Annotated in this window: 19 protein-coding genes; 10 read left to right on the top strand and 9 right to left on the bottom strand. The window is 59.1% G+C overall.

Features of this window, described 5'->3' with window-relative positions; genetic code table 11:
* Nucleotides 1-2: 2 nt before the first annotated feature.
* From EGT36_RS18885 to EGT36_RS18855, 6 genes are all read left to right on the top strand, one after another.
* Nucleotides 3-845, top strand: coding sequence for a serine hydrolase (locus EGT36_RS18885; RefSeq protein ID WP_172965672.1), 843 nt, complete (start codon nucleotides 3-5; stop codon nucleotides 843-845).
* A gap of 29 nt (nucleotides 846-874) precedes the next feature.
* Nucleotides 875-2,419: an ABC transporter substrate-binding protein gene (locus EGT36_RS18880; protein WP_035208529.1), complete on the top strand. Its 1,545-nt coding sequence runs from the start codon at nucleotides 875-877 to the stop codon at nucleotides 2,417-2,419.
* 127 nt (nucleotides 2,420-2,546) lie between these two features.
* Nucleotides 2,547-3,989, top strand: a complete 1,443-nt coding sequence (locus tag EGT36_RS18875; protein ID WP_080823246.1) for a M20 family metallopeptidase — start codon at nucleotides 2,547-2,549, stop codon at nucleotides 3,987-3,989.
* A gap of 502 nt (nucleotides 3,990-4,491) precedes the next feature.
* Nucleotides 4,492-5,421, top strand: coding sequence for a sugar ABC transporter substrate-binding protein (locus EGT36_RS18865; protein WP_004438419.1), 930 nt, complete (start codon nucleotides 4,492-4,494; stop codon nucleotides 5,419-5,421).
* Between the two features lie 237 nt (nucleotides 5,422-5,658).
* A complete protein-coding gene (locus EGT36_RS18860) occupies nucleotides 5,659-7,200 on the top strand; it encodes a sugar ABC transporter ATP-binding protein (RefSeq protein WP_125270833.1) in 1,542 nt (513 codons plus the stop codon).
* Nucleotides 7,201-7,232: 32 nt separating this feature from the next.
* Nucleotides 7,233-8,264, top strand: coding sequence for an ABC transporter permease (locus EGT36_RS18855; protein WP_022563607.1), 1,032 nt, complete (start codon nucleotides 7,233-7,235; stop codon nucleotides 8,262-8,264).
* A gap of 81 nt (nucleotides 8,265-8,345) precedes the next feature.
* On the opposite strand, the gene EGT36_RS18850 is transcribed toward EGT36_RS18855, so the two are convergent.
* On the bottom strand, nucleotides 8,346-9,101 hold the full coding sequence (locus EGT36_RS18850) for a gamma-glutamyl-gamma-aminobutyrate hydrolase family protein (RefSeq protein WP_125270832.1): 756 nt from the start codon (nucleotides 9,099-9,101) through the stop codon (nucleotides 8,346-8,348).
* Nucleotides 9,102-9,394: 293 nt separating this feature from the next.
* On the opposite strand from EGT36_RS18850, the gene EGT36_RS18845 reads away from it, so the two are divergent.
* A complete protein-coding gene (locus tag EGT36_RS18845; RefSeq protein ID WP_003510333.1) occupies nucleotides 9,395-10,492 on the top strand; it encodes a TRAP transporter substrate-binding protein in 1,098 nt (365 codons plus the stop codon).
* A gap of 369 nt (nucleotides 10,493-10,861) precedes the next feature.
* Here EGT36_RS18845 and EGT36_RS18840 read toward each other — a convergent pair whose 3' ends face one another.
* Nucleotides 10,862-12,343: a TRAP transporter large permease gene (locus tag EGT36_RS18840; RefSeq protein ID WP_125270831.1), complete on the bottom strand. Its 1,482-nt coding sequence runs from the start codon at nucleotides 12,341-12,343 to the stop codon at nucleotides 10,862-10,864.
* A gap of 31 nt (nucleotides 12,344-12,374) precedes the next feature.
* The gene (locus tag EGT36_RS18835) at nucleotides 12,375-12,914 is read right to left on the bottom strand and encodes a TRAP transporter small permease subunit (RefSeq protein WP_125270830.1); all 540 of its coding nucleotides are present in this window, start codon (nucleotides 12,912-12,914) and stop codon (nucleotides 12,375-12,377) included.
* Nucleotides 12,915-13,327: 413 nt separating this feature from the next.
* On the opposite strand from EGT36_RS18835, the gene EGT36_RS18825 reads away from it, so the two are divergent.
* Together EGT36_RS18825 and EGT36_RS18820 are read left to right on the top strand one after the other, a co-directional pair.
* Nucleotides 13,328-13,552, top strand: coding sequence for an aa3-type cytochrome c oxidase subunit IV (locus tag EGT36_RS18825; protein WP_004438441.1), 225 nt, complete (start codon nucleotides 13,328-13,330; stop codon nucleotides 13,550-13,552).
* A 66-nt stretch (nucleotides 13,553-13,618) separates the two neighbouring features.
* A complete protein-coding gene (locus EGT36_RS18820) occupies nucleotides 13,619-14,152 on the top strand; it encodes a hypothetical protein (protein WP_112636706.1) in 534 nt (177 codons plus the stop codon).
* 50 nt (nucleotides 14,153-14,202) lie between these two features.
* On the opposite strand, the gene EGT36_RS18815 is transcribed toward EGT36_RS18820, so the two are convergent.
* Nucleotides 14,203-15,456 carry an NAD(P)/FAD-dependent oxidoreductase gene (locus EGT36_RS18815; RefSeq protein WP_125270829.1) on the bottom strand — a complete coding sequence of 418 codons (1,254 nt, stop codon included), beginning with the start codon at nucleotides 15,454-15,456 and terminating at the stop codon, nucleotides 14,203-14,205.
* A 316-nt stretch (nucleotides 15,457-15,772) separates the two neighbouring features.
* Here EGT36_RS18815 and EGT36_RS18810 point away from each other — a divergent pair, with 316 nt between their 5' ends.
* Entirely contained in the window at nucleotides 15,773-17,509 is a 1,737-nt protein-coding gene (locus EGT36_RS18810) for a methyl-accepting chemotaxis protein (RefSeq protein ID WP_125270828.1), read from the top strand.
* Nucleotides 17,510-17,589: 80 nt separating this feature from the next.
* Here the strand turns inward: EGT36_RS18810 and EGT36_RS18805 are convergent, their stop codons facing one another.
* Genes EGT36_RS18805 through EGT36_RS18785 form a run of 5 tightly spaced genes read right to left on the bottom strand, consistent with a single transcriptional unit; the run spans nucleotide 17,590 to nucleotide 22,611 of the window.
* Entirely contained in the window at nucleotides 17,590-18,909 is a 1,320-nt protein-coding gene (locus EGT36_RS18805) for an LLM class flavin-dependent oxidoreductase (RefSeq protein ID WP_022563613.1), read from the bottom strand.
* Nucleotides 18,910-18,927: 18 nt separating this feature from the next.
* The gene (locus tag EGT36_RS18800) at nucleotides 18,928-20,274 is read right to left on the bottom strand and encodes an MmgE/PrpD family protein (RefSeq protein ID WP_045534400.1); all 1,347 of its coding nucleotides are present in this window, start codon (nucleotides 20,272-20,274) and stop codon (nucleotides 18,928-18,930) included.
* Nucleotides 20,275-20,278: 4 nt separating this feature from the next.
* Nucleotides 20,279-21,076, bottom strand: coding sequence for an amino acid ABC transporter ATP-binding protein (locus EGT36_RS18795; protein WP_044459812.1), 798 nt, complete (start codon nucleotides 21,074-21,076; stop codon nucleotides 20,279-20,281).
* Between the two features lie 12 nt (nucleotides 21,077-21,088).
* Nucleotides 21,089-21,871: an amino acid ABC transporter permease gene (locus EGT36_RS18790; RefSeq protein ID WP_006698607.1), complete on the bottom strand. Its 783-nt coding sequence runs from the start codon at nucleotides 21,869-21,871 to the stop codon at nucleotides 21,089-21,091.
* A complete protein-coding gene (locus EGT36_RS18785; protein ID WP_035208545.1) occupies nucleotides 21,868-22,611 on the bottom strand; it encodes an amino acid ABC transporter permease in 744 nt (247 codons plus the stop codon). The genes EGT36_RS18790 and EGT36_RS18785 overlap by 4 nt, the downstream gene beginning before the upstream one ends.
* Between the last annotated feature and the right edge of the window lie 26 nt (nucleotides 22,612-22,637).

The raw sequence follows: 22,637 nt of genomic DNA, 5'->3' as shown, positions 1-22,637 counted from the left end.
CAATGACAGTGGCTGCCCGACTGAATGCGATCTGTGATGCACAGCCTTTCGTGACGCGCTTCATGGTGCGCAATCTCCTGACCGGTGAAGAGATCGGCCGGGGAGAAAACGAGGAGACGCCATCGGGCAGCACCCGCAAGACGTCGATCATGATGGCAGTGCTCAAGGCCGCCAGCGAAGGGCGGATCGATCTCGACCAGCCCGTCATCTACGAAAAGCGGCTGGCGGAAGAGGTGGCGAGCGGCATGTTCCGCTACATGACCCCGGGCATCGTGATTTCGCTACGCGATGCCGTCGCCGGCATGATGGTGCTGAGCGATAATGTCTGCACCAAGATGGTGCTGGAGAGGCTGACGCTGGAAGAGGTGGACGGCTATTGCAAATCGCTCGGCATGTCCAACACCCATCATCGTTTTCTCATTCCGCCATTGGCACTGGCGGCGGACCATCCGCTTAAAACCGTCACCACAACGTCGGCGGCGGACCAGGTGTTGCTGTTGCAGACCATTCTCGATGCCCAGTCCTCGCGGCAAGCGCAGGCGAAGCTCGGATGCAGTCCGCAATTGTGCGAATGGGCGATGCAGACGCTGAAGAACCAGATTTTGCGTTATGGAATTCGCTCCCGCCTGCCGTTCGAGGCCGTGGTGGCGAGCAAGAGCGGTCGCGGCAAACGTGGTCGCATGGATGCGGGCATCGTCTACAGAAACGGCGCGCCGTCCTTCATCATCACCGCCTATACCGATGAGGTGCCGCAAACCATGCCTGACGGCACGCCGGGATACACCATCGCGCTCGAAACGATCGGCCGGCTGGCGCAGGCGTGCTGGGATGGCTTTCATCAATAACAATCAACGACAACAAAGAGGGTAGAACAGTGAAAAAACTTCTTCTCGCAGGCGTTGCCCTGCTCGTAACGGCCAACATAACCGCAGCACGCGACATCACCATTGCGCAGAGCTCGGATCTGCGCAGCAACAACCCGGGGGTGAACCGCGATGGCAATACGGATGGGGTTATCCTGCATATCGTCGAGGGTCTCGTCGGCTATAACAATGCCGGTGAGGTGAAGCCGCTTCTCGCAGAAAGCGTCGAGGTCGCCCCTGATGGCCTGACCTATACGTTCAAGCTGCGCAAGGACGTGAAATTCCACAACGGCAAGCCGCTCACCGCAGAGGATGTCGTCTGGAACTGGACGCGTTACCTGAAGCCGGAAACCAAATGGGCCTGCCTCAACGATTTCGTCGAGGGCGGCGCAGCACACGTCACTGGCGTCAAGGCCACGGACGCTTCCACTGTCGAGATCACCCTGGAAAAACCATCCGGCGTTTTCCTGGGCCTCATGTCACGGCCGGAATGCGGTTATACGGGCATGATCTCACCGGAATCGGTTGCTTCCGATGGCAGTTTCGTCAAGCCAATCGGCACGGGGCCCTTTCAGTGGGACGAGTGGAAGAAGGGCGAGTATATCCGCCTCGCCAAGTTTGCCGACTACGTTTCGCCAGCAAATGACGGCAAGCCTGACGGCATGGTCGGCTCCAAGCGGCCGCTGGCCGATGGCGTCAAGTTCATGGTCATCCCCGATGCCTCGACCGTGAAGGCGGGTCTTGAATCCGGCGTGCTCGATACGGCCGAGATTTCCCCCGATCTCATTCCGGAATTCAAGACCAACGAAAAGATGCAACTCATCGTTTCCCGCAACAACGGCAAGAACCTGTTCTACATCCAGACCCGTGACAAGGTGCTGAGCAATCCCGGCGTGCGTCGCGCCATGGCGATGGCACTCGATCTTGATGAACTGGTTGCCGCCGCATCCAACGGCACGGGCGAGGCCAACGGTTCGATGGTTTCGCAGGATTCTGTCTATTACGGTGAGACCCAGAAGAAGCGTCCGGCCTATGACATCGATGCCGCCAAGAAGGAGCTTGAGGCGGCCGGTTACAAGGGCGAACCAATCTCGATCATCGCCAACAAGCGTGGCAACGTGCCGAGCTTCCCGGCCGCTGTCATGGCGCAGGCGATGATGCAGCAGGCGGGCCTCAACGTGCAGATCGAGGTGCTGGACTATGCCACCCAGGTGGATCGCCGCCGCTCCGGCAATTATCAGGTGATCTCGCAGTCGGTCGCTCCGCGCCTCGACCCGGCGCTGATGTATGCCTTTTATGTCGGCAACAAGGACAAGAACGCTTCCCTGATGTGGGATGATCCGAAGGCGATCGAGCTGATGAAGGCCGCCTATGTTGAGGCCGACCAGACGAAACGCCAGAAGATTTTCGATGAGTTCCATGAGCTGATGCTGAAGGAAATGCCGGGTATCTTCCTCTATGACATGGTCGATGTCTGGGGCGCGACGAAGAAGCTGAAGGGCCAGCCTGTCTGGCAGTCGAACGCTCGCCTCTGGGAGGTCTCGGTCGACAACTGACCCACCCTTGCCCGCGCCGGCGGCTGACCCCGGCGCGGGCTTTCCATTATTAAGCGCGGTAATTTGGCGGTGCCTCTGCCGAAGCGCTTGCGCGTGCCCGAAAAGGGCGGAAATGCGAGGAAAAGCCATGAACCGTGATGCCGTGATGTCGATTGCCGCCGAAATCGAGGCGATGAAGCCTGATTTCACCACTTTGAGCGACAGCATCTGGGATTTTGCCGAACTCAAATTTGAAGAACGGCAATCTGCCGGCGTTCTGGCCGCCGCGCTTGAGGAAAATGGCTTTGCGGTTCGGCGCGGTGTGGCGGGCATGGAAACCGCCTTCATCGGCGAATTTGGCAGGGGCAAGCCCGTTATCGCCTTCCTCGGTGAATTCGATGCGCTGGCCGGCATGAGCCAGGTGGCTGATGTGGCGAAGGTGCAGCCGCGAGAGGAGGGCGCCACCGGCCATGGCTGTGGCCATAACCTGCTCGGCGTCGGCTCATTGATGGCCGCTATTGCGCTCGCCCGGCATCTGAAGGCCAATAACATGCCCGGCACCGTCCGGTATTACGGCTGCCCCGGCGAGGAGGGCGGTTCCGGTAAGACCTTCATGGTGCGTGCCGGCCTGTTTGACGATGTCGATGCTGCGCTGACCTGGCACCCGGCACCGTTCAACGGGGTACGCTCGACCAATAATCTGGCCGTGCTGGAATATTTTTACCGTTTCAAGGGTGTTGCGGCCCACGCTTCCAATGCAGCCCATCTCGGCCGCTCGGCGCTCGATGCCGTCGAACTCATGAATGTCGGCGTCAATTTCCTGCGCGAACACATGCCGCAGGATTGCCGCGTACATTATGCAATCACTGACACTGGCGGCAAGGCGGCCAATGTGGTGCAGGCCAAGGCGGAAGTCCTTTATCTGATCCGCGCCCCGGAAATGCGTCAGGCGCTTGATCTCGCCGCGCGGGTGGACAAGGTGGCGCGCGGTGCGGCACTGATGACCGAGACCGAGGTGGAGATCGTCTTTGATACCGCCTCCACCAATCTGCTGCCCAACATCGCGCTGGAAACGGCGATGCATGAAAACATGGTGGCGCTTGGCCCCGTCGCTTTCGACGAAGCGGATATCGCTTTTGCCAAACGCATCCAGGATACTTTTACTGACGAGGCGATCAAAAGCAGCATCCGGCTCTACCAGATAAAGGGTGATGTCTTTTCCAACCGTAAGATCGACGGCTCGACGCCCCTGCATCTCGGCCTGCGGGATTTCGAGGGGCATTCGCATTTTCGGGCCGGCTCCACCGATGTCGGTGACGTCAGCTGGGTGACACCGACCGCACAATGCTGGACACCCGCCTGGGCGATCGGAACCAATCCGCATACCTGGCAGGTGGTGGCACAAGGCAAAACTCCTGCCGCCCATAAGGCCATGGTGCATGCCGCCAAAACGCTTGCAGCGACAGGTCTTTCACTGATGACAACGCCGGAACTGCTCGCCAATGCCAGGAAGGAATGGCAGGAAAAGACGGAAGGCAGCAAATATGTATGCCCGATTCCCGCCGATGTCATGCCGGGCTCCCACCGGTAAGGCGCTACGCACCTCCTTTTGCCGCTGCCCGTGCCGCCATATTTCCAGAGGCGGCACGGAAGATCCCCTGACTGTTTCGAGCGGAAGAAAAGCTGATGCGCCGCCGGCCTTCTCCAAGGAGAGCCAGTGGATGCCGGTTTGGAATAAATCTTCCATCACGGCCGAGTTCTCCCGATTTCGAGCCGTAAACCATAATTTCAACGGCTTATGGACCCGGCCTCCCGGTTGGGAACGAGGCCGAGCGAGCCTCTGCATCTTCCACGGCTATGCGATCCGGAAGGCGCTTTCTCCGCAATTTCCCATCATCACAGCCTTGTGCACCACTCCGCTGCGGGGCTGCGAAGAAAACATTGACGTTCGAACCAAAAATGGAATAAATATATCGAACAGGCAGAAAATCGGTTTCATTATTCCGTTTTCTGATGTGAGGAGGTTGCGGCGGGCTTTCGGGTTCGTCTCCGGCTGGGAGAGGCGGCGCCGGACGCCACGGAGGAGAAAAACAATGAAGAAATTTATCATCGGCGCAGCTATGTCTGTGCTTCTCGGCACGGCGGCCCATGCGGAGACCGTAGGTGTCTCGATGGCGCTGTTTGACGACAACTTCCTGACCGTGCTGCGCAATGGCATGCAGGATTATTCCAAGGAGCTGAAGGGCGTCACCCTGCAGGTCGAGGATGCGCAGAACGACGTCGCCAAGCAGCAGAGCCAGATCCAGAACTTCATCGCTTCCAAGGTCGACGCGATCATCGTCAACCCTGTGGACACGGATGCGACAGCGGCCATGTCCAAGCTCGCAGCCGACGCCAAGATTCCGCTCGTTTACGTCAACCGCCAGCCGGTGAACGTCGACAGCCTGCCGGACGGACAGGCGTTTGTCGCCTCCGACGAAACGGTGGCTGGTACGCTTGAGGCGAAAGAGGTTTGCCGCCTCCTCGGTGGCAAGGGCAATGCCGTCATCATGATGGGCGAGCTCTCGAACCAGGCGGCGCGCATGCGCACGCAGTCTGCGAAGGATGTCTTGAAGACCGACGAATGCAAAGGCATTTCCGTGGTTGAAGAGCAGACTGCCAACTGGCAGCGCACGCAGGGTTCCGACCTCGTGACCAACTGGCTGTCGAGCGGCATCGAGTTCAACGCCGTCATCGCCAATAACGACGAAATGGCGATCGGCGCGATTCAGTCTCTGAAGGCTGCTGGCAAGGACATGAAGGATTATGTCGTCGCCGGTGTAGACGCCACGCAGGATGCTCTCGCCGCCATGCAGGCGGGCGATCTCGACGCCACGGTCTTCCAGGATGCGGCAGGCCAGGGCAAGGGCGCACTTGATGCCGCGCTGAAGCTCGTCAAGGGCGAGAAGGTCGAGAAGAAGGTTTACATCCCCTTCCAGCTCGTCACGCCTGAAAACGTCAAGGACTACGTGGCCAAGAACTAGTGGCCGCCTTCCGGCATCTGCGCCCGTTCAGATTGATATTGGAGGCAGATGCCGGTTCCCGACGGCGCCGAACAAGCTTCGGCGCATGAGGGGATCGTGATTGAATTCCAGTGAATTCAAAGTGTTGCAGCGCCCTGCATGTTGTGGTCGACATGGCGCTGTAAGCCTCCCCGGAGGCAAGGTGCGCCATTGGGCGAAGCCTGTTTCCGGTCAATTTTGTCTATTGTGGAGGATGAGATGGTCGTCAGTCCATCGACAATGGCCGCCGTGCGCGCCAGCGGCGCCGTGCCGAATGCGGAATACCTTCTCGCCGTCGAAGGCATACGCAAGGAATTTCCCGGCGTGGTGGCGCTCGATGATGTGCAGTTCAAGCTAAAGCGCGGCACCGTGCACGCGCTGATGGGCGAGAACGGCGCTGGAAAATCGACGCTGATGAAGATTCTGGCTGGCATCTACCAGCCAGACAGCGGCGAAATCCGCCTGAAAGGCGCCGATATTCGTCTCGATTCCCCGCTTGATGCGTTGGAAAACGGCATTGCCATGATCCATCAGGAATTGAACCTGATGGCTTACATGACGGTCGCGGAAAATATCTGGATCAGGCGGGAACCCAAGAACCGGCTGGGCCTTATCGACCATGGCGAGATGTACCGCCGTACCGAAGCCCTGCTGGATCGCCTCGGTATCGATCTCGATCCGGAAACGCGGGTCGGTGAGCTTTCCGTCGCCAGCCGTCAGATGGTCGAGATCGCCAAGGCGGTTTCCTACGATTCCGACGTTCTCATTATGGATGAGCCGACATCCGCGCTGACGGAGCGCGAGGTGGAGCATCTCTTCCGCATCATTCGCGATCTCAGGGAACGCGGTATCGGCATCGTCTACATCACCCACAAGATGAACGAGCTGTTCGAAATCGCCGACGAGTTCTCTGTTTTCCGAGACGGGAAATATATCGGCACGCATGCCTCTACCGATGTAACGCGTGACGACATCATCCGTATGATGGTGGGCCGCGAGATCACGCAGATGTTCCCGAAGGAAGAGGTTCCTATCGGCGACGTTGTCCTGTCGGTCAAAAACCTGACGCTTGATGGCGTGTTCCACGATATTTCCTTCGACGTTCGCGCCGGTGAAATTCTCGGCGTCGCGGGCCTGGTCGGTTCCGGTCGTTCCAATGTTGCAGAGACAGTCTTCGGTGTGACGCCCGCGTCTTCAGGGACGATCAGCATCGATGGCAAACCCGTTTCAGTCACCAGCCCGACGGAAGCCATTCGTCATCGCATGGCGTTTCTGACCGAGGATCGCAAGGACACGGGATGTCTGCTGATCCTGAATATTCTGGAAAATATGCAGATCGCGGTTCTGCAGGACAAATATTTCGCCAATGGTTTCGTGCAGGAAAACGCGTTGTCGGACGCCTGCGAGGAAATGTGCCGCAAGCTGAGGGTGAAAACTCCGCATCTTTACGAGCGCATCGAAAATCTTTCGGGCGGCAACCAGCAGAAAGTGTTGATCGGTCGCTGGATGCTGACCAAGCCGCGCATTCTGATCCTCGATGAGCCGACGCGCGGCATCGATGTGGGCGCCAAGGCAGAAATTCACAAGCTCGTTTGTGAGATGGCGCGCCAGGGCGTCGCCGTCATCATGATTTCCTCCGAAATGCCGGAGGTTCTGGGAATGAGCGACCGCATCATGGTCATGCATGAAGGTCGGGTGACCGGCTTCCTTGATAGAAGTGAAGCCACGCAGGTTAAGGTGATGGATCTCGCATCGCGGTGAGGCGCGCCGGGATTTCTCGAGGAGGAACAGATATGAATAGCAACGCCGCCGCCACTCCGGAGCTGGATGCCAAATCCGGACGCAAACCGCACCGGCGCATACCGCCGGAGGCCAATATTTTCTTCATTCTGATCGGCATAGCGCTGATTTACGAGATTCTCGGCTGGATATTCATCGGCCAGAGCTTCCTGATGAACCAGCAGCGACTGACCATCATGATCCTGCAGGTCTCCGTGATCGGCATCATAGCCGTAGGTGTTACGCAGGTCATCATTACCGGCGGCATCGATCTGTCCTCCGGGTCGGTCGTCGGCCTCACGGCGATGTTGTCCGCCAGCATGGCCCAGTCCTCAACCTGGCCGCGGGCACTTTATCCCGGGCTCACCGACCTGCCGTTCATCATCCCGCTTGCTGTCGGCATTCTCGCCGGCATGTTGGCCGGTTTCATCAATGGGCAGCTCATCGCCCGCACGAAAATCCCGCCCTTCATTGCCACTCTCGGCATGATGGTGACCGCGCGCGGCATTTCCAAGTGGTATACGAAGGGTCAGCCGATCTCCGGCCTGACCGACGGTTTCAATTTCATTGGCACAGGCATCTGGCCAGTCGTGGTGTTCCTGCTCGTGGCAATCATTTTCCACGTCGCGCTGCGTTACACCCGCTATGGCAAGTTCACATATGCAATCGGTGCGAATGAGCAGGCTGCACGTGTATCCGGTATCAATATCGAGGCACATCTGATCAAGGTCTATGCCATTGCCGGAATGCTCGCCGGTCTCGCCGGTGTTGTCACCGCTGCCCGCGCTCAGACCGCGCAGGCCGGCATGGGCGTGATGTATGAGCTTGACGCCATCGCCGCGGCCGTCATCGGCGGCACCTCGCTATCCGGCGGCGCCGGCCGCATCACCGGAACGGTAATCGGTACGATCATTCTCGGCGTCATGACATCGGGCTTCACCTTCCTCCGAGTGGACGCCTACTATCAGGAGATCGTCAAAGGTCTCATCATCGTGGCGGCCGTCGTCGCTGACGTCTACCGGCAGAAGAAACGCGCCAAGCGTTAAATCCTCCTCCCAGACCTTGGGGCAGGCCTTCAGGCTTGCCCCTTTTTTGTGTCCTCATGCGGCGAGGGGATCAGCAGCGGCTCATGCTTTGCTGTTTCGATAGTCGTGGACGGCTTTGCCGAAGGCCTCGAACAGGGCGCGGGAGGGCGCGTCCGTCTCGGCCCAGTATTCCGGATGCCATTGCACCCCGACAGCAAATCCTTTTGCGTCAATGACAGACACCGCCTCTATTGTGCCATCGGCGGCCGTCGCCTCCACCTGCAGGCGCGGCGCGGTTTCGGCAATGGCCTGCCTGTGCAGCGAGTTGATCTGGATTTCGCCCGACATGCCGAGATGCTGTGCAATGCAGGAGCCTTCGCGCACATGCACAGGCTGGCGGATGGCAAAGGCGACGTCGCGGTCGTCATGTTCCGGCTTGCGGTGGTCCCATATGCCCGGGTGCTCCTGAATTTCGGACGCCAGCGTTCCGCCCAGCGCCACATTCAGTTCCTGTATTCCTCGGCAGATGGCCAGCATCGGAATGCCGCGCTCGATCGCACGGCGGATGAGCGGCAGGCTGGTGGCATCGCGGGCCTGGTCGAACGGGCCGTCGCTCTCCTTCGCCTCCTTTCCGTAGAGGGAAGGGTGCACATTGGTGGCGGAGCCGGAGACGAGCAGGCCATCCACCCGGTCGAGAATGGCGTCCACGTCGTGTCCGTCCTCAAAGGCCGGCACGATGAAGGACATGACACCAGCCACTTTCAGGGCGGCGGAAACATACTGGTTCTGCGCGGCGTGCCAGTCGGCTCCGGTAAAATGCCTTATGTCGGCGGGGACGGCGATGATGGGTTTTGGCATGGCGGCTCCGGAACGATTCTTCGAAATATGTGCGACCGCCGGCGAACCAAGTCAAGCATGCCTTTGCCTCCTGCTGATCCGGCATGCGCCTAAAGTATAAGGCGATGCCGAGATATTTCAGTTGAATATAAAATGCGAAGAAAATTCCCGGAAACACGGCGTTTTTCCGCGATTAATTCTTGGTGCGGGTGCTTGTCAGTCGGGCGATAACCGTGCTTACTTCGCTACAATGCCTGAACAGCAAAGAGGGGAATTCAAAGCTGCAGGCAGCGTTCATATCTGGGAGGATATAGATGGATCGCCGTTCCTTTATGAAAAAAGGTGCGCTCGCGGGAGCTGCCACTGCAGCCCTTGCCGCGCCCGCCATTGCGCAGCAGAATACCAAGATCAACTGGCGCCTGACGTCGTCATTTCCGAAATCGCTTGATACGATCTATGGCGGTGCCGAGGATATTGCGAAGCACGTCGCTGCCGCCACCGACGGCAATTTTACCATCCAGCCCTTTGCCGCCGGGGAAATCGTTCCCGGCTTGCAGGCGGCCGATGCCGTATCGTCAGGCACTGTGGAAATGTGCCATACCTGCTCCTATTATTATGTCGGCAAGGATCCGACCTTCGCGATCGGGACGGCGATACCCTTTGGTCTGAATGCTCGCCTGACCAATTCGTGGTTCTATGAAGGCAACGGCAACAAACTGCTCAATGAATTCTACGCCAAACATAACCTCTACGGCATGATTTCGGGCAATACCGGCGCGCAGATGGGAGGCTGGTTCCGTAAGGAGATCAACACGGTTGACGATTTCAAAGGCGTCAAGATGCGCATTGCCGGCCTTGCCGGCAAAGTGGTTGAAAAGCTTGGTGTCGTGCCGCAGCAGATCGCCGGAGGTGATATCTATCCGGCGCTGGAAAAGGGCACCATCGACGCCGCCGAGTGGGTCGGCCCTTATGACGACCACAAGCTCGGCTTCCAGAAGGTCGCAAAGTACTATTATTATCCGGCCTTCTGGGAAGGCGGCCCGGTCATTCATTCCTTTGTCAATCTGGACAAGTGGAACAGCCTGCCCAAGAACTACCAGACGGCGCTGCAGGACGCCTGCGCCTTCGCCAATACCAGCATGATGGCGAAATACGACGCCAAAAATCCGATTGCCATCAAGCAGCTCGTTTCTGAAGGCGCGGTACTCAGACCCTTCAGCCAGGAAATTCTGGAAGCGTGCTATAAGGCGGCCCTTGAGGTATACGCCAATATTTCGGCTTCCAATCCGGACTTCAAGAAGATTTACGAGGACCAGGTCGCCTTCAAGCGCGAAGGCTATCTGTGGATGCAGCTGGCGGAATACACCTTCGATACTTTCATGATGATCCAGCAGCGTAACGGCAAGCTCTGATTATTCAGTAACGGCGGCGGACCGGGCAAAGGCCTCGGAGATTTCGGTCTCCGGGGTTTTTGTTGTGCGGGTACCCTCATGCATTCGACAACAAAGGATTGGTTTATGATCGGGTCCTTCAGAGCACAATCGCAGGATGGGCGACCAGCCGGACTGCCGGCTGAGATCGGCGCCCCCAGCCCCGGCCATTGGTCTCAATTGTGGCCGTGACGCGATGTGGAAAACGCTGAGCGTTGCATTCGTCATCAAGAAGAACCGGACAGGCAGTATAGTGACTGCCCGGGTCCGTTTCTAAAGAGAATGAAGGAAAGGTGGGGGCGTACCCGTCTTCGCAATCACAGGCGTTTCCGCGCCCCTACAGGATGCCTGTCAAGGCCCGATCTTCGGCGGCTCGCCCAGATTTGGCATGCCCGGCATTCCTCCTGGCTGGCCTCCTGGCAAGCCGAAATTGCGCATGGTGTTGCCACCCTGATTACCGAAGGCGGGCACCTCGATCTTGATGGAGTTCAGATCGACGTCGGGAGCCTTGTCTATCCAGTAGGTGACGGATTCCGGCCAGAATATCACGATGGCGACGAGGATGAGCTGCATGCCGAGCCAGGGAATGGCGCCCATGTAGATATCCGATGTCTTGACGGTGCGCGGCGCGATGGAACGCAGGTAGAACAATGCAAATCCGAAAGGCGGGTGCATGAAGCTTGTCTGCATGTTGATGCAGATCAGCACGCCGAACCAGATGAGGTCAATGCCGAGCGACTGGGCTATCGGCGCCAGCATTGGAATGACGATGAAGGCAATTTCGAAGAAATCCAGGAAGAAGGCGAGGAAGAAGATGAAGATATTGACGAAGATCAGGAAGCCGATAGGACCGCCCGGAATGCCCGACAACATGTGCTCGATCCAAAGCGAACCATCCATGCCTTGGAAAACGAGCGAAAAGCAGGTCGCGCCGACCAGGATGAACACCACCATCGACGTGATGTGCATGGTGGAATGCATTCCCTGCTTGACGAGGTCCCAGCTGAGCCGCCGATGTGCCGCCGCCAGCGCCATCGCGCCGACAACGCCGAGCGCTCCGGCTTCCGTCGGTGTTGCCAGGCCGAGAAAGATGGTGCCGAGCACGAGGAAGATGAGCACGATGGAGGGGATCATGCCCGCCAGCACACGCAACACCAGCGCCCGGTTAAGCTCACCGCGCGCCTCCGGCGGCAAAGCCGGAAGATCCTTCGGCCGCACGATCGACATCAGCAGGATGAAGAGCATGAAGATCGCCACCTGCAGGATCGACGGACCGATCGCGCCGAGATACATGTCGCCCACGGATTTACCGAGCTGGTCGGCAAGGACGATCAGCACCAGCGAGGGCGGAATGACCTGTGTGATCGTGCCCGAGGCGGCGATGACGCCGGTGGCAAGTCGCGGATTATAGCCGTATTTCAGCATGATGGGCAGCGAGATGACGCCCATGGTGATGACCGAGGCCGCAACCGTGCCGGTGATCGCGCCCAGGATCGCGCCGACAATGATGACGGCATAGGCAAGTCCGCCCGGTATAGCGCCGAAAAGCTTCCCCGTTCCTTCGAGCAGGTCTTCCGCAAGGCCGCAACGCTCCAGAATAGCGCCCATGAAGGTGAAGAAGGGTATGGCCAGCAGAAGGTCGTTCGAAACGATGCCGAAGATGCGCAGGGGCAGGGCCTGAAGAAAAGCCGGTGAAAAATGCTCGGTGAAGATGCCGATGACGCCAAAAACGAGGCCGACGGTGGCAAGCGAGAAAGCCACCGGAAATCCGTAAAGCATGAAGATAATCATGCCGATGAACATCAGTGGCGGAAGAATACCGTATTCAAACATGGGAATATCCTGAAGGTTCAGATCGGCGCGATCATTGCAGGGGTTTTTCGTACTTCGTATCGAGCGCATAAAGCCCGTTGAGGGCGCCTATGCGCTTGATGAGTTCGGAAAACCCCTGAAGAACCAGAAGGGCGAAACCGGCGAAGATGATGACTTTCACGGGCCAGCGGATCAGGCCGCCGGCATTGGAAGACATTTCGCCCTGATTCCAGGACAGCGTGAACATGGGCCAGGACAGCCAGGCTAGATAAAGGCAGCCGGGCAGCAGGAACAGCACAATGCCGATAATATCCACCCAGATGCGGCTGCGTGGCGAAATCGCACCATAGATGATGTCGACCCGAACATGCTCGTTCATGCGCAGCGTATAGGAAGCGCCGATCAGCACGATGAAGGCGAACATGTACCACTGGATTTCGAGCCAGCCGTTGGAGCTGTAGTTCAAGGCGTAACGGACCATCGCGTTACCGGCGCTGACGAGGCAGCAGATGAGCACGAGATAACCGGCGACCTTGCCCAGTGCCTCGCTCGCAGAATCTATCAACGCACTTATTTTTAAAAGCGATTTCATGACTTTCCCCTCTTCCCTTGCCGGGCCCTTTGCGGGTTTATGGCGGAGAGCAAAGCCCGATACCCCTGCAACGGCCGCGCCTCCACGCGCGTCCGCACCCATCGGTTCCGGAGTTCCTCCCCACAGAATCCGTGTATGGGCAGGCGGTTCGAAAAGCAACCGAAACCGCACGCAAAGAGCAAGAACGGTGGCCCTTTTCAACTATTAACGAAAGAATGTTGCCGGAAGGCAAGTATTGTCCTTGAGAGCCGGTCCGACGGATGGCGGCGTGACACTTTCGTGCGGAACGCATTGCGCTTTTCGACCACTTCATGTTACCTCTGGCACCGGAGAATCCGGCATGGCCCGTGATCGTCCGCGGGGCAGATTTCCCCGCAGGACGGGAATGACGGATGGAGCAAAGGGGAAGTGGAATGAGCGAACACCATACAGGTCCGGTCGAACTTGGCGCTGAAATGAACTACGCCGAACACGAAAAGACCTATAACGGTTTTCTGGCCTTGACCAAATACGGCACGATGATGCTGTGCGTGCTGATGCTGGCCATGGTTGCCGGTTTTTTCACATCCGCGGGCTTCCTTGGCGGTCTCGTTGTCTTTCTCGTTCTGTCGGCGGCCGGGTTCGTTCTGCTGCGCTGATCGAACCGTTTGTGAGCTGTTGCCCTTACGGGTAAGTGTTCTGCCGGACAACCGGGAAGGCCGGGCATGAAACGCCTTTTATCCTGTCTGCTTCTGTTGATTGCGGTTGCATGTCCCGTCTCCGCGCGTGATCTCTCTCCTGCCGAGCAGGAGAGGCTGCGTGCCCAGATCGAGCGTTTCAGCACCGCCCTGAATGCGCAGGATTTCGAAACGGTCGGCAAGACTGTGCCGCCGAAAATCTTCGAGTTCATCGCCAGTGATGCGGGTGTCACCGTGGAGCAGTTGCGGAGCGCCTTGACGGCGCAGATGCAGATGGCGCTCGCGGCGGTCAAGATAACCGAATTCACCATGGACGCGCAGGCGATCAGCCTGACTGAGACGCCGGATGGCACGCCCTATGCGCTCATTCCGACAAAAACCGTGATGGAAACCGGCGGTCAGACCATAGAGGCGAAGTCCCACACGCTGGCGCTGATCGACGGTTCGGACTGGTATTTGCTCCGGGTGAGCGATCAGCAGCAGGTGACCATCCTGCGAAAGGTCTACCCGTCCTTCGCGACAGTGGAATTCCCTGACGATTCCACGCAGACGGTGAAATAACCCGTATTGCTGGCGAGGCCGGGCCCTGGCGTCGCCAGTGCTACCCCATTTCAGGAAAACCGTCCCGGGCGGAAGGGATCGACCGAGATGGACGTTTCGTCGCCGTTTGCCATCTGCGTCACCAGCCGGGCTGTGGCTGCCGACTGGGTCAACCCCAAATGACCGTGGCCGAAGGCGTAGATAACGGAGGGTGTCGTCCGCGCGGTGCCAATGACGGGAAGACAGTCCGGCATGGAGGGGCGGAACCCCATCCATTGCCGTCCGCCTTCCAGTTTGAGGCCGGGAAGGAAACGTTCCGCTTTTTTCAACATGGCTTCCGCGCGGCGGAAGTTCGGCTTCAGTTCCAGCCCGCCGAGTTCGACGGCGCCGCCGACGCGGATGCCAGTCGACAAGGGGGTCACAACGAAGCCGTGGTCGTTGAAATAAAGCTGGCGTGTCAGGTTGAAAGCACCGACAGGCAGGGTCGTGTTGTATCCTCGTTCCGTTTCCAGCTGCACGATGTTGCCAAGCGTCGCCGCAAGTTTTTTGGACCATGCTCCACAGGCGATCACCACTTTGTCGGCGTCGATCTTGTCGCCGTTCTCCAGCGTGACGATCGTACTTTCGCCCACTGCGTCGACACGCTGAGCTTCGCCTTTGCGAAGGCTGGCTCCGCGTGAGATCACAAGATCAAATATGGCGCGGGTGAAATCATAGGGATCGGAGACCTGCAGGCCATCCGCCGAAAACACCGCATGGCGGAACTGCGGCGCCAGACCCGGCTGCAGCTCTTCGATTTCGTTGCGGTCAACGCGCTGGAATGCGAAGCCGGCTTTTTCCTTTTCGTCCCAATCCCTACGGGCGGCGTTGAGGCTCGCCTCGCTATCATAGATATCAAGCGTGCCGGTTTTTGAGATGAAGGACGAGAGCTCGGGCATGGCAGCGATGTGGGCCATTTCGATGGCCGCCAGCCGGTTGATTTCCATGAGTGATTTCAGCCCATGACGGAAACTGCGTTCGGCGCTGGCGCGCCAGAAACGCCAAAGCCACGGGGCGATCTTCGGTGCATAGGCCGGCGGCACGCTGAGAGGTCCGAGCGGATCAAAAAGCCAGCGCGGGGCTTTTTTCATGAGACCGGGCGCGGGAATGGGGATGATTTCCGGAAAGGCCAATATACCGGCATTACCGGAACTCGCACCGCGGGAGATATCGCCACGCTCAAGAAGCACGACATCACGCCCGGCATTCTGCAGATAAAGCGCTGCCATGGAACCGATAATGCCGGTGCCGACCACCAGCACGTCGCATTTCAGGGTTTTGGTCATCGGCGCTCCTGCAATACAAAACTCTCAAGCCCGCCATAACAATGAATGCAGAGGGTATGAAAGGTCGCATCACGCTGCGGCGATAGAAATATCAGCACTGTGGCAAATAAGCGGTTCCCGGTGGGGAGGCCGCCATGCACATCAGTGCGTTTTGCCCATCGGCTAGGTCGCGGCTCAGATAGTTATGAGCCATTATTAATCGCTATTTAACAGTGTCTGGCTAGTTTCGCGTGCAGTCAGGCCCATCCATGTTCATCCCTTCTCATTCGGAGGGGCAGTGGGTCTGCACAGCGGTTAATTTGGGGGTTTTAAAGGCATGTCTCACTTTTCCAAACTCGGTCTGGATGCATCTGCGGTACTTGACGCCCTGAACCGTTCGCAGGCCATCATCGAATTCGATCTGACCGGGAAAATTCTGAAGGCGAACGACAATTTCTGCAAAGCGGTGGGTTATCAGCAGTCCGAAATCATCGGACGGCACCACAGCATGTTTGTCGCTCCCGAAGAGGCTGCCAATGCGGAATACAAGTCGTTCTGGGCGAAACTCTCGCGCGGCGAATATGATCAGGGTCAATATCGGCGCCGGGCAAAAAACGGCGACGAAATCTGGATCGAAGCTTCCTATAATCCCGTCTTTCGTTTCGGCAAACCTTACAAGATCGTCAAGGTTGCAACCGATATCACCGTGATCAAGCGCAAGAGCATGGAAGATGACGGCAAGCTGGCCGCTCTCTCCCGCGCGCAGGCCATGATCGAATTTACACCAGATGGGAAGATCCTCAGCGCCAACGAGAATTTCCTCGCGGCGCTTGGTTACACGGCGCAGGAAATTGTAGGCAAGCATCATTCGATGTTCTGTGAGCCAGCTTATGCCCAGTCCCAGGAATATCGTGATTTCTGGCAGGAGCTGAGGAGCGGCCGTTTCTCTGCCGGGCAGTTCATGCGGCTCGGCAAGGACGGCAAACGCGTTTTCATCCAGGCGTCCTATAATCCGATACTGGATGAGCGGGGCCGTGTCTTGAAGGTGGCGAAGTTTGCCTTCGACGTGACGGACCGCATGCATGCGGTGGAGGAGCTTGGCGCGGCGCTTGAGCGGCTCTCCCAATGCAACATCCGCGTCACGCTGGACAAACCCTTCGTGGGTGAATTTGAGAGCCTGAGGCGCGATTTCAACAAGTCCATCGCGGAATTCCAGAAGACGCTGGAAAATGTTCTCGGCCAGACGGGCGATCTGACCCGCAGCAGCCAGGAAGTCAGCGAGGCTTCCGTCAATCTGGCCGAACGTTCGCGCGAGCAGGCCGTAGCGCTGGAAGAAACCTCTGCGGCACTGGAGGAAATCACGGCGACGGTTCGTTCATCCACGGAAAACATGAAAGAGACCCGCAAGCTGGTTCAGAGTGCACGCACATCCACCGCGGCCTCGACCGAGGTCGTTGAGCGCACGGTCAATGCCATGCAGCGCATCGAGACAGCATCGCGGGAAATCAGTCAGATCATCGGTGTTATCGATGAGATCGCCTTCCAGACCAACCTGCTGGCGCTGAATGCGGGCGTGGAAGCCGCCCGCGCGGGTGAAGCCGGCAAGGGCTTTGCCGTGGTGGCGCAGGAGGTCCGCGAGCTTGCGCAGCGTTCCGCTGGTGCCGCCAAGGAAATCAAGGCGCTGATCAACAATTCCGGCAGCGAGGTCCTCGAAGGGGTAAGGCTCGTGGGTGAAACGGGCGAAGCGCTGAAGCAGATCGACGCGCTGGTCAGGCATATTGACGGCAACGTTGACATGATCGCCAAGGCAGCGGACGAGCAGGCTGTCGGCATCAGTGAGATCAACAAGGCGGTCAACCGGCTGGACCGGATGACGCAGGAAAACGCCGCCATGAGCGCACGCACCACCGTAATCAGCACCACTCTCGCGCAGGGTGCGGATGCATTGGCCCAGCTTGTCAGCCTGTTCAAACTGAACCGCCGCACGGTTCAGCGTGAGGATGGTGCCTCTATACGGTCTGATTTTTCGACTGCTGCTCGGCACGATCAGGAGGTCGGGCGCGCAGCAGCATGAAGGGAGCCGGCTTTCGCCGGCCCCGCTTATTGCTGATCATCAATTGAGGCGGATGCCCTTGATAGGGCACCTGCGCACGGTTATCCCCGCAAGGCCGGGCGCGTGATGCCGAGGTGGTCGCGCAATGTGGAGCCCTCATATTCCCGGCGGAACAGGCCGCGTTCCTGCAAGAGAGGTACCACCTCGCGATTAAACTCCTCCAGACCGCCGGGGAAGAAGGGCGGCATGACGTTGAAGCCATCGGCTGCGCCGTTTTCGAACCATTGCTGCATCCTGTCGGCAACATCGCTCGCCGTTCCCATGACGATATGGTGGCCACGGCCGGCCGCGACGCGCAGCGCCAGTTCTCGGATCGTGAGCTTTTCGCGCCGTGCCAGCTCGGTCAGCAACTCGGCGCGGCTGCGCAACTGGTCGGAGATGGGAAGTTCGGGCAACGGGCCGTCGAGATCATAGTCGGCCAGGCTGTGGCCGATGCGCTCTTCGAGCAGCGGCATCGCGCTCTTGATGTCCGTCCAGCGGTTCAGTTCCTTCAGCTTTTCACTCGCCTCCTCGAAACTCCTGCCGATGATCGGCATGAAGCCGGGCATCACGGCAACGCTGGCCGGATCGCGGCCGAATTTTTCGACGCGCGCCTTGAGGCTCGTGTAGAAAGCCTGCGCTTCGGAAATCGCCTGTTGGGCGGTGAAGACGATATCGGCGGTGCGTGCGGCGAGATCCTGACCCGGCCCGGAGGAACCGGCCTGGATGAGAACCGGATGGCCCTGCGGCGAGCGCGGAATGTTGAGCGGTCCCTTGACGGTGAAATATTTGCCTTCGTGGTTGAGAACATGGACTTTCTCGGGATCGACGTAGCGGCCCGCCTGCTTGTCCTTGATGAAGGCGTCGTCATCCCAGCTGTCCCAAAGGCCGCGAACGACGTTCACATATTCTTCCGCCACCGCATAACGCTCGTCATGCTCGGGGTGGTCCTTGGAGAAATTCGCTGCCGTCCGTGCGTAAGAGGTGGTGACAATGTTCCAGGCCGCTCGACCATGGCTTAAATGGTCTATGGAGGCGAAGGCGCGAGCGGTGTGATAGGGCTCGCCATAGGTGGTGGAGGCGGTTGCGGCCAGCCCGATCTTCTCCGTCACCATTGCCAGCGCGGCAAGCAAGGTCAACGGCTCGAAACGTGCGATCATCGAAGGATGGGCGTCGACGCCGCTGGTCAGCCCGTCGGCGAGAAATACCATGTCGAACTTCGCCGCTTCGGCCATTTTCGTCACGCGGGTGAGCAGATCGAGGTTTTCGCTGCCGGCCTCCGCATCGGGGTGACGCCAGCCGGAAACGTGGTGTCCGGCACCCTGCAGGAAAAGGCCGAGATGCATCTGTCTTTTGCGGGTCGTGGTGGTCATGGGAATCATGCCTTCATGTCAGTCGAGTTATATTGGCGATACCAGAAGCATTTCGAGCTTCCTGAGGTCGGCTGCGGTTTTCATGGACCGCACCAAGCCCGGGATACCGGCGAATTTTTCATTGCCGCCGGTCGCGTCGGCAAATTTTTCGGCCGGGTCATCAATGCCGGGAAGCCCGTCGACGCGGCGCGATAGCACCGTACCATCCTTCTTCGTGACATCTATCACCACGAAACGGGTGGTTGGGTCTGGCGACAGGCGGCGAGCGGTCTCGTCATGCCGGCGCGAGACTTTCGCGGAAAGACCGAGCAGGTCGGCGCGTGCCGGGCGTTCGTCGAAATGGCTGATTCCCAGTGACCCATCCGTCAGCGCCGCAGCGAAGACATATTCGGGGCTGAAGCGCGCGTCTATGCCGGTTGCGGGCGTGGCAGGGCCGACAAGCGCGGCATCGCCGCCGGGCGGGAAGGTGATGGTGACTGCCTCGATTTCTTCCGGCTGCAGCTCATGGGTGCTGCGCAGCGCCAGCGCGCCCACGGCGACGGGGTGTGCCGCGGTACAACACGGGAAGGCCTTGAGGGTCAGGCCCGGCGAGACGATCTGCCAGGGTGCGCCCCAGCCGGAGAGAACACGCTTCGGCTGCTCGGCGCCGAAGGCGAAGGCCGAATAAAAGCCGATGGAATTTTCCAGAAAATCCGGCGCGCCCTGAAAGCCGGATCGTGCCAGCCGTGCTGCAGTGAGGCCGGCACGCGTGGCAAGCCCCGCATGGAGCGGCTTGGCGTCATAACCGAATTGCAGGCGAAGCCCGGCCGATTGCGTGGCGGCGAGGCCGAGCGCCACGGCGGTTGTCTGCGGATCGAATTTCAGGAGATGAGCGATCGCCGCCGCGGCACCCATGGGGCCAAGTGTGGCGGTGGCGTGGAAACCATTTTCGTAATGTCTGGTGCCGAGCGACAGGCCAATGCGGGCCATGGTTTCCAGCCCGACGATATAGGCGGCGATGAATGCATCCGCCGTCGAGCCTTCCTCGACCGCAACAGCCAGCAGGGCTGGAACAATGGCGACGGTGGGGTGGCCGCGCACACTGCCATGGACGTCGTCGTAATCAAGCACGTGACCGGCATGGCCGTTGATAAGGGCGGCGGTGAAGGCATCCGTACGCAGATCGTGGCCGACGATGCCGGCTGCGCCTTGCGTGCCTGACGTGAAGGTGTCGATCAGGATTTTCGTGCTCCTGTCGGCAGCGCCGCCCAGCACGCAGGCAAAGAAATCGATCAGTGCCGTGCGGGCAATGGTGACCGCCTCTTCATCGTGTAGCGGATCGGAAGCGGCAATGGCTCCTGCAAGACGAAGTGTGAGTTTTTCCTCCGCGACCATGGCATCAGATCCCTTCGCCGTCATTCACGCGCGCGCCTTGTCCGCCGAGACCCTTGACGAAGGCGTTGATGCGCGGATTGGTCGACTTGTAGAATATGTGCTCCGGCGTGCCCTGATCGACGATCAGGCCGTTTTCGGTGAAGACAATTTTGTCGCTGATTTCTTCGGCAAAGCGCATTTCGTGGGTAACGAGAATGCTCGTCATGCCGTCGTTGACGAGGTCGCGGATGACGGCGAGCACTTCCCCAACCGTTTCGGGATCGAGTGCCGAGGTGACCTCATCGAACAGCACCAGCTCCGGCCGCATGGCGAGCGCGCGGGCGATCGCCACGCGCTGCTGCTGGCCGCCGGAAAGCTGGCCGGGATAGGCGTCGACCTTCTGGGACAGGCGGACCTTTTCCAGCAATTCGCGGGCATGGCGCTCCGCTTCCGTTTTTGGCGTACCAAGTATTTTGATCGGCGCGATGGTGATGTTTTCCATCACCGTCAGATGCGGGAAGAGGTTGAACTGCTGGAACACGATGCCGATCCGCTTGCGCAGCGCGATGCGCTCGGCCTCGGTTTTAAGCTGGTCTACTCGCGTGCCGCCAACGGTGATCTTGCCCGATTGCGGAATGAGCAGGCCGTTGATGCAGCGCAGGATGGTGGATTTGCCGGAGCCGGAAGGGCCGATGATGGAGACGGCGTCCCCCTTGTTGACGGTGAGATCAATGCCTTTCAGGACCTGGTTGTCACCAAAAGCAAGATGGATTGCTTCGAGTTCAACAAGCGGCTGGGCGTTTTGGGCGATGGATACGGACATGGCTTGTTCCAATCAGCGGGAAGCGAAGCGCCGCTCGAGGCGCTGCGTGAAACGGGAGACGGGATAGCAGAACAGGAAGAACGCCATCAGAACGGTGAGATAGACCACCACGGTGAAATCGTTGCGCTGCACGGCGGTGCTGGCGTCGGTCGCGGCGTGAAGAAGCTCATGCACGCCGACCAGCGAGGCGAGCGCCGTGCCCATGGTGATCGATGCGTAGAGGTTCATCCACGGCGGCAGGGAGCGTTTTATGCATTGCGGCAGGATGATCCAGCGCAGGGTCTGGTTGCGCGAAAAGCCCAGGCCCTGAGCGGCTTCCCATTGCGCTGTCGGAATGGACTGGATGGCGCCGCGGGTGATTTCGGCGATATGGGCGCTGGCGGGAATGGCAAGGCCCACAACCGCCTTGATCCAGTCCGGAAAAGGAATGTAGTTGCCAAAGGCCACGATCTCGAAGGGGAAGATGTAAGTCGCGGCAAAGATCAGCACCAGATGCGGGGCATTGCGGAAAATCTGCACATAGGTCAGTGCCGGTGCGCGAACCAGACGGTAGGGCGCAAGCTCCATGATGCCGAGAAGAACGCCGATAAATGTGCCGATGGCGATCGCCAGAATGCTTATCAGCACATTCATGGCGAAACCCTTGGCGAGATAGGGCAGCCATTCCAGCAGCACCTGGCCGAGCGACGGATCGAGGACCAGCCACAGGATGACGGCAACCAAGACGCCCAGCAGCAGAATGGTGCCGAAAGGCGGCTTCTTCACCGCCCGTGTTGGAGAAACCACCGCACTCATTGACCGAACCCCGGAACCGCAAGACGCCGTTCAAGCCAGAGACCGGCCCTTGCGACGATGAAATTGATGACGCTGAAGAAAACGAGGATAACGATCATCAGCTCGACCACATTGTCGCGCTGCGTCCAGATCAGGATGGAGGCATAGGTGATCTCACCCACGGCGATTGCAGAGCCGACCGTGGTGAGCTTCACCAGATTGACGAGATTGTTGATGATGGAGGGCAGCGCTGTGCGGATCGCCAGCGGAAACTCCACATAACGCAGAATCTCGAAGGAACTGAAACCGATTGCACGCGCTGCCTCGATTGTGGTGCCGGGCACCGCCTCGATGCCGCCGCGCAGCGCTTCGGCATGGAAGGCGGCAATGTGCAGTCCCGTGACCGCAACGACCCAGAAAAACGGCGTCAGCGGATTGTTCTGCGCGCCACCCAGCGCATTGGAAATCAGCATGTTGAGCACGAGGAAACCGCACATCAGCTGTACCAGCGTCGGCGTGTTGCGCGTCAGTTCCACATAGGCGCGCACGGGACCGGCGAGCCAGGTCTTCCCGGAAGTGAGCATTGCCGCGAAAATGAAGCCGAAGACGAGGCTGAGCGGCAAGGTGACGGCAACGAGGATCAGCGTCATCTTCATGCCGTCGAGCCAGATCTGAACCTCATAGCCGCTGTTCAGAAAATCATAGTTAAGGCCAAGATGCGCGGCCAGTTCTATGAAGCGCGCTGTAAATGAATCCTGCATTGGAAATCCATGCTGTTATTGCGGGT

Source organism: Agrobacterium sp. FDAARGOS_525, assembly GCF_003938925.1.
GTDB lineage: Bacteria > Pseudomonadota > Alphaproteobacteria > Rhizobiales > Rhizobiaceae > Agrobacterium > Agrobacterium pusense.
Note: the sequence above shows the minus strand (reverse complement) of the source record. Positions and strands in the feature narration are given on the sequence as shown.

Coding starts and splice junctions, on each gene's coding strand:
- EGT36_RS18805 (WP_022563613.1), bottom strand. CDS start 18,909: ATGATTCCCATGACCACCACGACCCGCAAAAGACAGATGCATCTCGGC.
- EGT36_RS18785 (WP_035208545.1), bottom strand. CDS start 22,611: ATGCAGGATTCATTTACAGCGCGCTTCATAGAACTGGCCGCGCATCTT.
- EGT36_RS18790 (WP_006698607.1), bottom strand. CDS start 21,871: ATGAGTGCGGTGGTTTCTCCAACACGGGCGGTGAAGAAGCCGCCTTTC.
- EGT36_RS18875 (WP_080823246.1), top strand. CDS start 2,547: ATGAACCGTGATGCCGTGATGTCGATTGCCGCCGAAATCGAGGCGATG.
- EGT36_RS18850 (WP_125270832.1), bottom strand. CDS start 9,101: ATGCCAAAACCCATCATCGCCGTCCCCGCCGACATAAGGCATTTTACC.
- EGT36_RS18865 (WP_004438419.1), top strand. CDS start 4,492: ATGAAGAAATTTATCATCGGCGCAGCTATGTCTGTGCTTCTCGGCACG.
- EGT36_RS18800 (WP_045534400.1), bottom strand. CDS start 20,274: ATGGTCGCGGAGGAAAAACTCACACTTCGTCTTGCAGGAGCCATTGCC.
- EGT36_RS18885 (WP_172965672.1), top strand. CDS start 3: ATGACAGTGGCTGCCCGACTGAATGCGATCTGTGATGCACAGCCTTTC.
- EGT36_RS18835 (WP_125270830.1), bottom strand. CDS start 12,914: ATGAAATCGCTTTTAAAAATAAGTGCGTTGATAGATTCTGCGAGCGAG.
- EGT36_RS18810 (WP_125270828.1), top strand. CDS start 15,773: ATGTCTCACTTTTCCAAACTCGGTCTGGATGCATCTGCGGTACTTGAC.
- EGT36_RS18845 (WP_003510333.1), top strand. CDS start 9,395: ATGGATCGCCGTTCCTTTATGAAAAAAGGTGCGCTCGCGGGAGCTGCC.
- EGT36_RS18840 (WP_125270831.1), bottom strand. CDS start 12,343: ATGTTTGAATACGGTATTCTTCCGCCACTGATGTTCATCGGCATGATT.
- EGT36_RS18815 (WP_125270829.1), bottom strand. CDS start 15,456: ATGACCAAAACCCTGAAATGCGACGTGCTGGTGGTCGGCACCGGCATT.
- EGT36_RS18860 (WP_125270833.1), top strand. CDS start 5,659: ATGGTCGTCAGTCCATCGACAATGGCCGCCGTGCGCGCCAGCGGCGCC.
- EGT36_RS18825 (WP_004438441.1), top strand. CDS start 13,328: ATGAGCGAACACCATACAGGTCCGGTCGAACTTGGCGCTGAAATGAAC.
- EGT36_RS18820 (WP_112636706.1), top strand. CDS start 13,619: ATGAAACGCCTTTTATCCTGTCTGCTTCTGTTGATTGCGGTTGCATGT.
- EGT36_RS18795 (WP_044459812.1), bottom strand. CDS start 21,076: ATGTCCGTATCCATCGCCCAAAACGCCCAGCCGCTTGTTGAACTCGAA.
- EGT36_RS18855 (WP_022563607.1), top strand. CDS start 7,233: ATGAATAGCAACGCCGCCGCCACTCCGGAGCTGGATGCCAAATCCGGA.